We start from the raw sequence: 5,729 nt of genomic DNA on the forward strand, positions 1-5,729 counted from the left end.
CGAGTACGTCCTCAACGCCGGCCAGAAGGACTACAGCGTGCAGCGTTACAAGGGCCTGGGCGAGATGCGCGCCGACCAGCTCTGGGAAACCACCATGGACCCCGCGCGCCGCACCCTGCTTGAGGTGAAGCTCGAAGACATCGCCGCCTGCGAGACCATCTTCACCACCCTGATGGGCGAAGACGTCGAAGCCCGCCGCAAATTCATCGAAGAGAACGCCCTCGACGTGAAGAACCTGGACATCTAACCCCTACCGCGGATTTGCGCGGATTCTTTTTTCACACCTAGACACGGAGGCGCGGAGAAATTCCGCGCCTTTTCTCTTGACTGTCATCCTGAGCGGAGCGCGAGCCCGCTTTAGCGGGGAGCGCGCAATCGAAGGACCCCTACCCCGCGCCCTTGGTAAGTCTGCGCCAGGGAATTTTTCCTTGCAAGCTCTCCTCTCCCCTCCGTTCTTCCTCCGTAGCACGGAGGAAAGTCATGCACCGCAAGCTCTTAGGGTTCCTGGTGATTCTCATGGCGACGGCCGCCTTTGCCGCGCCCGGCCAGCAGCAGGTGAGGGAAGGGTCGCTGGCCATCCTGGGCAAGGACGGCCAGGCGCAGGCCCTGTGCCCGCTCAAGCACACCGACGTCCGGGCGGAGATCTCGGGCTTCATCACCCGGGTCACGGTCACGCAGCAGTTCTGGAACCCGTCGAAGGAAAAGATCGAGGCGGTGTACGTCTTCCCGCTGCCGCAGAACGCGGCCGTGGACGACATGACGCTGAAGGTCGGCGACCGCACCGTGCGCGGGCTGATCAAGCGCCGCGAAGAGGCGCTGGCCATCTATCAGGCCGCCCGCCAGGCCGGACACGTGGCCGCGCTGCTCGACCAGGAGCGGCCGAACATCTTCACCCAGTCGGTGGCCAACATCATGCCCGGCGAGAACGTGACGGTGGAGATCAGCTACGTCGAGCTGCTCAAGTACGAGGCCGGCTCCTACGAGTTCGTCTTCCCGATGGTGGTGGGCCCGCGCTACATCCCGGGCACGCCCATCAGCAAAGACGCCAAGCAGGGCGGCGGCTGGGCGCCGGACACCACCCGCGTCCCCGACGCCTCGCGCATCACGCCGCCCGTGACCCCGCCGGGAACCCGCGCCGGGCACGACATTTCCATCGAAGTGAAGCTTGACGCCGGCGTTCCCATCGAGGAATACCGCTCCACCTCGCACATGATCACTTCCGAGCGCACCGGCTCCTCCAACGCCGTCATCCGGCTCAAAGAGCTGGCCGTCATTCCCAACAAAGACTTCATCCTCAAGTACGACGTGGCCGGCGGAAAGATCGAAGACGCGTTGCTCACGCACAAAGGCAAGACTGGCGGCTTCTTCACCTTCATCCTGCAGCCGCCCGACCACATCGCGGAATCCGAGGTCACTCCGCGCGAGATCGTCTTCGTCATCGACACCTCGGGTTCGCAGTCCGGCTTCCCGCTGGAGAAGTCGAAGAAGCTGGCCGAGCTGGCGCTCGCCCACCTGCATCCGCAGGACACCTTCAACATCATCACCTTCGCCGGCAACACGCAGATCCTGTTCGACGAGCCGGTCCCGGCCACGGAGAAGAACCTGGACCGCGCCCGCGCGCTGCTCGCGAACCTGACCGGCGGTGGCGGCACGGAGATGATGAAGGCCATCCGCGCCTCGCTCGACCCCTCCGACTCCCAGAAACACCTGCGCGTGGTGCTGTTCTTCACCGATGGCTACGTGGGCAACGACATGGAGATCATCGGCGAGGTGCAGAAGCATCCCAACGCCCGCGTCTTCTCCCTCGGCATCGGGAATTCGGTGAACCGCTTCCTGCTGGACAAGATGGCCGAAGCCGGCCGCGGCGAGGTGGAATACGTCACGCTCGAGCGCGACGCCGACCCGGTAGTCCAGCGCCTCTTCGAGCGCGTGCGCACGCCCGTGCTGACCGACATTTCCATCGACTGGGGCGGCCTACCCGTTGTCATGGTGCAGCCTGAACGCATTCCCGACCTGTTCAGCGCCAAGCCGGTGATCGTCACCGGGCGCTACGCCGGGCCGGGGCAGGGCATCATCCGGCTGCGCGGCAAGCGCGCCGGCCTGCCCTTCGTGCGCGAGATCAAGGTCAACCTGCCCGCCGACGAGCCCCGCCACGACGTCCTGGCCACGCTCTGGGCGCGCAATCGCATTGACTCCATCATGTGCAAGGACTGGGCGGGCATGCAGCAGGGCGCGCCGCAAAAGGACCTGAAGGAACAGATCGTCGCGCTCGGCCTCCAGTTCCGCCTGATGACGCAGTTCACCTCTTTCGTCGCGGTCGAGGAGATGACGGTGACCGAGGGCGGCCAGCCGCGCACCGTGCAGGTGCCGGTGGAGATGCCGGAGGGCGTCAGCTACCAGGGCGTCTTCGGTGACAAAGACGAGGAGACGAAGAACCGGGCCTACGCGCCCACTTCGTCTGGAGTCGGCGGCGGAGTCGGTAAGATCTTCAACGGCGGGGTCATGGTGCGGCAGGCCGCAGAAGCGCCGGCTCCCCCAGCGCGCCCGATGTCCGTCGAGGACCGCAAGCGCGCCGACATGGCGGCCAAGCTGCATCCCACGCTGATGGCTGCGGTCGAGTGCCTGCAGCGCAACGTCAAGAAGCCCTGCGGCCCGGCGCCCGGCTCCAAACTCTCGATCCAGATCTGGCTTTCGGACAAATCGCCCGCGACGCTGGCGCAGCTCAAGGCTCTGGGCTTCGAGCTGGTGCTCGACCCCAAAACGGCCAAGCTGGTGATCGGCCGCCTGCCGGTGGAGAAGCTGGAAGCCCTGGCCAAGCTCGCGGTGGTACGCTACGTGGCGCCGCAGGTGTAGCTGCTTTTGTCTCTGTTTTTACACCCCGAGCGAAGCTAGGGAGCCCTACCCCCTCCCAGGAAGTTTGCAATCAGGGTAGGGTTCCCTCCGGCTTCGCCGTCGGGATGTATTCATTAACGACGAGGGAGAACGCACATGAAAAAGCTCGCATTAGTTTCTGCCATCCTCCTGACGGCGTCCGCGGCCTTCGCCGCCGACGCCAGCCAGCCCGCGCTCACCATCTACAACCAGAACTTCGCCGTGGTGCGCCAGACGGTGCCGCTCGAGCTGACGCTGGGCGTCAACCAGGTGAGCTTCACCGGGACCACGGCACACCTCGAGCCCGATTCCGTCGTCCTGCGCGACCCCGCAGGCAAGGTGCCGCTGCTGGTGCTGGAGCAGAACTACCGCTCCGACCCGGTCTCCCAGGAGCTGCTGCTCTCGCTCTTCGAGGGCAAGACCATCGACTTCCTCATCCAGCGCCAGGACAGGAACGAGATTGTTCCCGGCAAGATCATCCGCAGCGGCTACGCGCCGCACCAGGAGGGACTCACGCGCTACGGCCAGCAGTACTACCAGGCGCAGATGGTCCAGGCGGCCAACACGCAGCCCATCATCGAGATGGAGGGCAAGCTGCGCTTCGGTCTTCCCGGGCTGCCGCTGTTCCCCACGCTGGGTGACGACACCATCCTCAAGCCCACGCTGAAGTGGCTGCTCCAGACCGACCGCCAGGCCAAGCTCGACGCCGAGCTCTCCTACATCACCGGCGGCATGAGCTGGGAGGCCGACTACAACATCGTGGCCCCGGAGAAGGGCGACACCATCGACCTGGTGGGCTGGATCACCATGGACAACCAGAGCGGCAAGACCTTCGAGAACGCGGTCATCAAGCTGATGGCCGGGGACGTCTCCAAGCTGCAGCCGCAGCAGGTGGTGGGCTACGATTCCTTGGCCCTCCGCGCCGGAGCGGCCGAGATGCGCCCCGCCGTCCGCGAGAAGGCCTTCGACGAGTTCCACCTCTACACCCTGGAGCGTCCCACCACACTGCACGACCGCGAGACCAAGCAGGTGGAGTTCGTCCACGCCACCGGGGTGAAGGCGCAGCGCCTCTACGTCTATGACGGCGCCTGGATCGATCCCAACCAGTACGGCGGCTGGACCAGGGAGAACATCCGCCAGGACCGCAACTACGGCACCAAGTCCAATCCTAAGGTGTGGGTGATGCAGGAGTTCCAGAACTCCGAGGCCAACCACATGGGGATGCCGTTGCCCAAGGGCCGGCTGCGCTTCTACCGTCGCGACGAGGACGGCCGCCTGGAGTTCACCGGCGAGAACGTCATTGACCACACCCCGCGCGACGAGACCATCCGCGTCTACACCGGCGACTCCTTCGACCTGCGCGGCGAGCGCACCCGCACCGACTTCAAGATGGACGAGGCCAAGGACTGGCTGGACGAGACCTTCGAGATCAAGCTGCGCAACCACAAGAAGGAGCCGGTGGAGTTCCGCGTGATGGAGCACCTCTACCGCTGGACCAACTGGACCATCCCGCAAAGCAGCTACAAGTTCAAGAAAACGGACAGCCAGACGGCTGAGTTCCGCGTCACCGTGCCCCCGGACGGCGAGCGCATCATCAGCTACACCGTGCACTACTCGTGGTAGGAGGGAAGGCTACTGCGGCGGAGCCTCCGGATCTTCCCCTTCGTGGCCGGTGGGGAGCAACGGCGCTGGCGTGAGGTCGTAAGGCAGGTCGAGTTCCACCCAGCTTTCGACGGTATCGATCTCCACCCGCGCCACGTTCCCGTAGAACGAGACGTGCTTGATCTCCACGCCGTTGTCATCGGAGGTGGTCTCCGAGTACCCGTGCTGCTCGAGTTGGTGTCCGGCCGCGTCGTAGGCCCGAAGGGGCCTCAGCTTGGTGAAGAAGGGTTCTGGGGTCTTCTCCTCGTTCTCGGCAAAGTACACATACGGCCCGTCGATTTTCGCCGCCAGCTCCGGCGGCCCCGGCTGGGTGGGTGTGATGGTGGCGGTCTTCACCACGAGCGGATACTTCACCTTCACCTGGCCGCGCACGTGGGCGAACTGGATGACCTTCTCAGAGTTGGCGATGCGAAAGCGGATCTCGCCGGAGAACTTCTTCTCCTCGTAGCCGCCCTCCTCCAGTTCGAAGGGCACGTTCTGGCCCGCCGCGCTCAGCAGCGTGGCCGGAGCGAACTCGATCTTCGAGTAGTGGCTGTTGCTCACCTGGGGCAGCTTCACCTGCACTTCCGGTGTGTTGTAGCCGAACATGGCGTAGCTGCGCGCGGAAATGATCTTGATCTCCGCCCGCAACTGCGCTTCGGTGAAGCTTCGGAAGCTGGGCCGCGCAGACTCTTCCACGAACTTCGGGGTCGCGGTCAGCTCTCCGCGTTCCGGGATCTGGGCCAGACACGACGCGCCCACCAGCAGCAACACAGGCAACCGGCTCCAACGCATGACTTCCTCCTCGATCGCTTTTCTCAGGAGCGAGTGATTCTACCTTAGGGCATCCCTTGGAAATCTGGTAGCGGGCCAGTTTGCAGTCTGAATTAGAATTGACGCCAATTTGACAGTCGCTGAGGTATTCAGGAAGGCCAATCTTTCTCCGCGCGGCCCAGTGCAGTGGGGGACGTCAATATCTGAGTCCAGCGCGGGTGTTTATGTGGTGGCTCGTGTCGGGGACCCTACAATCGGTTGTAAAGCGTGTCCGCTGCCCTTTATCGACCCGATCCCTGCCAACCTTGCACTTGACCTTGAATACGAAAGTCAACGATGGCTCCCCAACGAACCTGTCGTCTACATCGGGAAAAGTGATCGGCCGATACGCAAGCGCGTCGGAGAGTTCTATCGTCACAAGTGCGGGGATAGAGGTCCTCATG

General features: G+C 64.1%; 4 protein-coding genes. 3 read left to right on the forward strand and 1 reads right to left on the reverse strand.

What is annotated here, in order from left to right; genetic code table 11:
- From gyrB to VGQ94_09260, 3 genes are all read left to right on the forward strand, one after another.
- A partial coding sequence (gyrB, locus tag VGQ94_09250; protein ID HEV2022704.1) for a DNA gyrase subunit B occupies window positions 1–247 on the forward strand: 247 nt, incomplete at its 5' end.
- A gap of 233 nt (window positions 248–480) precedes the next feature.
- Complete coding sequence (locus tag VGQ94_09255; protein HEV2022705.1) at window positions 481–2,853, forward strand: VIT domain-containing protein; 2,373 nt, start codon at window positions 481–483, stop codon at window positions 2,851–2,853.
- A gap of 135 nt (window positions 2,854–2,988) precedes the next feature.
- Entirely contained in the window at window positions 2,989–4,494 is a 1,506-nt protein-coding gene (locus VGQ94_09260; GenBank protein ID HEV2022706.1) for a hypothetical protein, read from the forward strand.
- A 9-nt stretch (window positions 4,495–4,503) separates the two neighbouring features.
- On the opposite strand, the gene VGQ94_09265 is transcribed toward VGQ94_09260, so the two are convergent.
- The gene (locus VGQ94_09265) at window positions 4,504–5,307 is read right to left on the reverse strand and encodes a hypothetical protein (protein HEV2022707.1); all 804 of its coding nucleotides are present in this window, start codon (window positions 5,305–5,307) and stop codon (window positions 4,504–4,506) included.
- Window positions 5,308–5,729: the final 422 nt, after the last annotated feature.

The sequence above is a fragment of the Terriglobales bacterium genome (assembly GCA_035937135.1).
Lineage (GTDB): Bacteria > Acidobacteriota > Terriglobia > Terriglobales > Acidobacteriaceae > DASYVL01.

What these genes read in the sequence shown, in the direction of transcription:
- VGQ94_09255 (HEV2022705.1), top strand. Translation starts at nt 481, where the DNA reads ATGCACCGCAAGCTCTTAGGGTTCCTGGTGATTCTCATGGCGACGGCC.
- VGQ94_09260 (HEV2022706.1), top strand. Translation starts at nt 2,989, where the DNA reads ATGAAAAAGCTCGCATTAGTTTCTGCCATCCTCCTGACGGCGTCCGCG.
- VGQ94_09265 (HEV2022707.1), bottom strand. Translation starts at nt 5,307, where the DNA reads ATGCGTTGGAGCCGGTTGCCTGTGTTGCTGCTGGTGGGCGCGTCGTGT.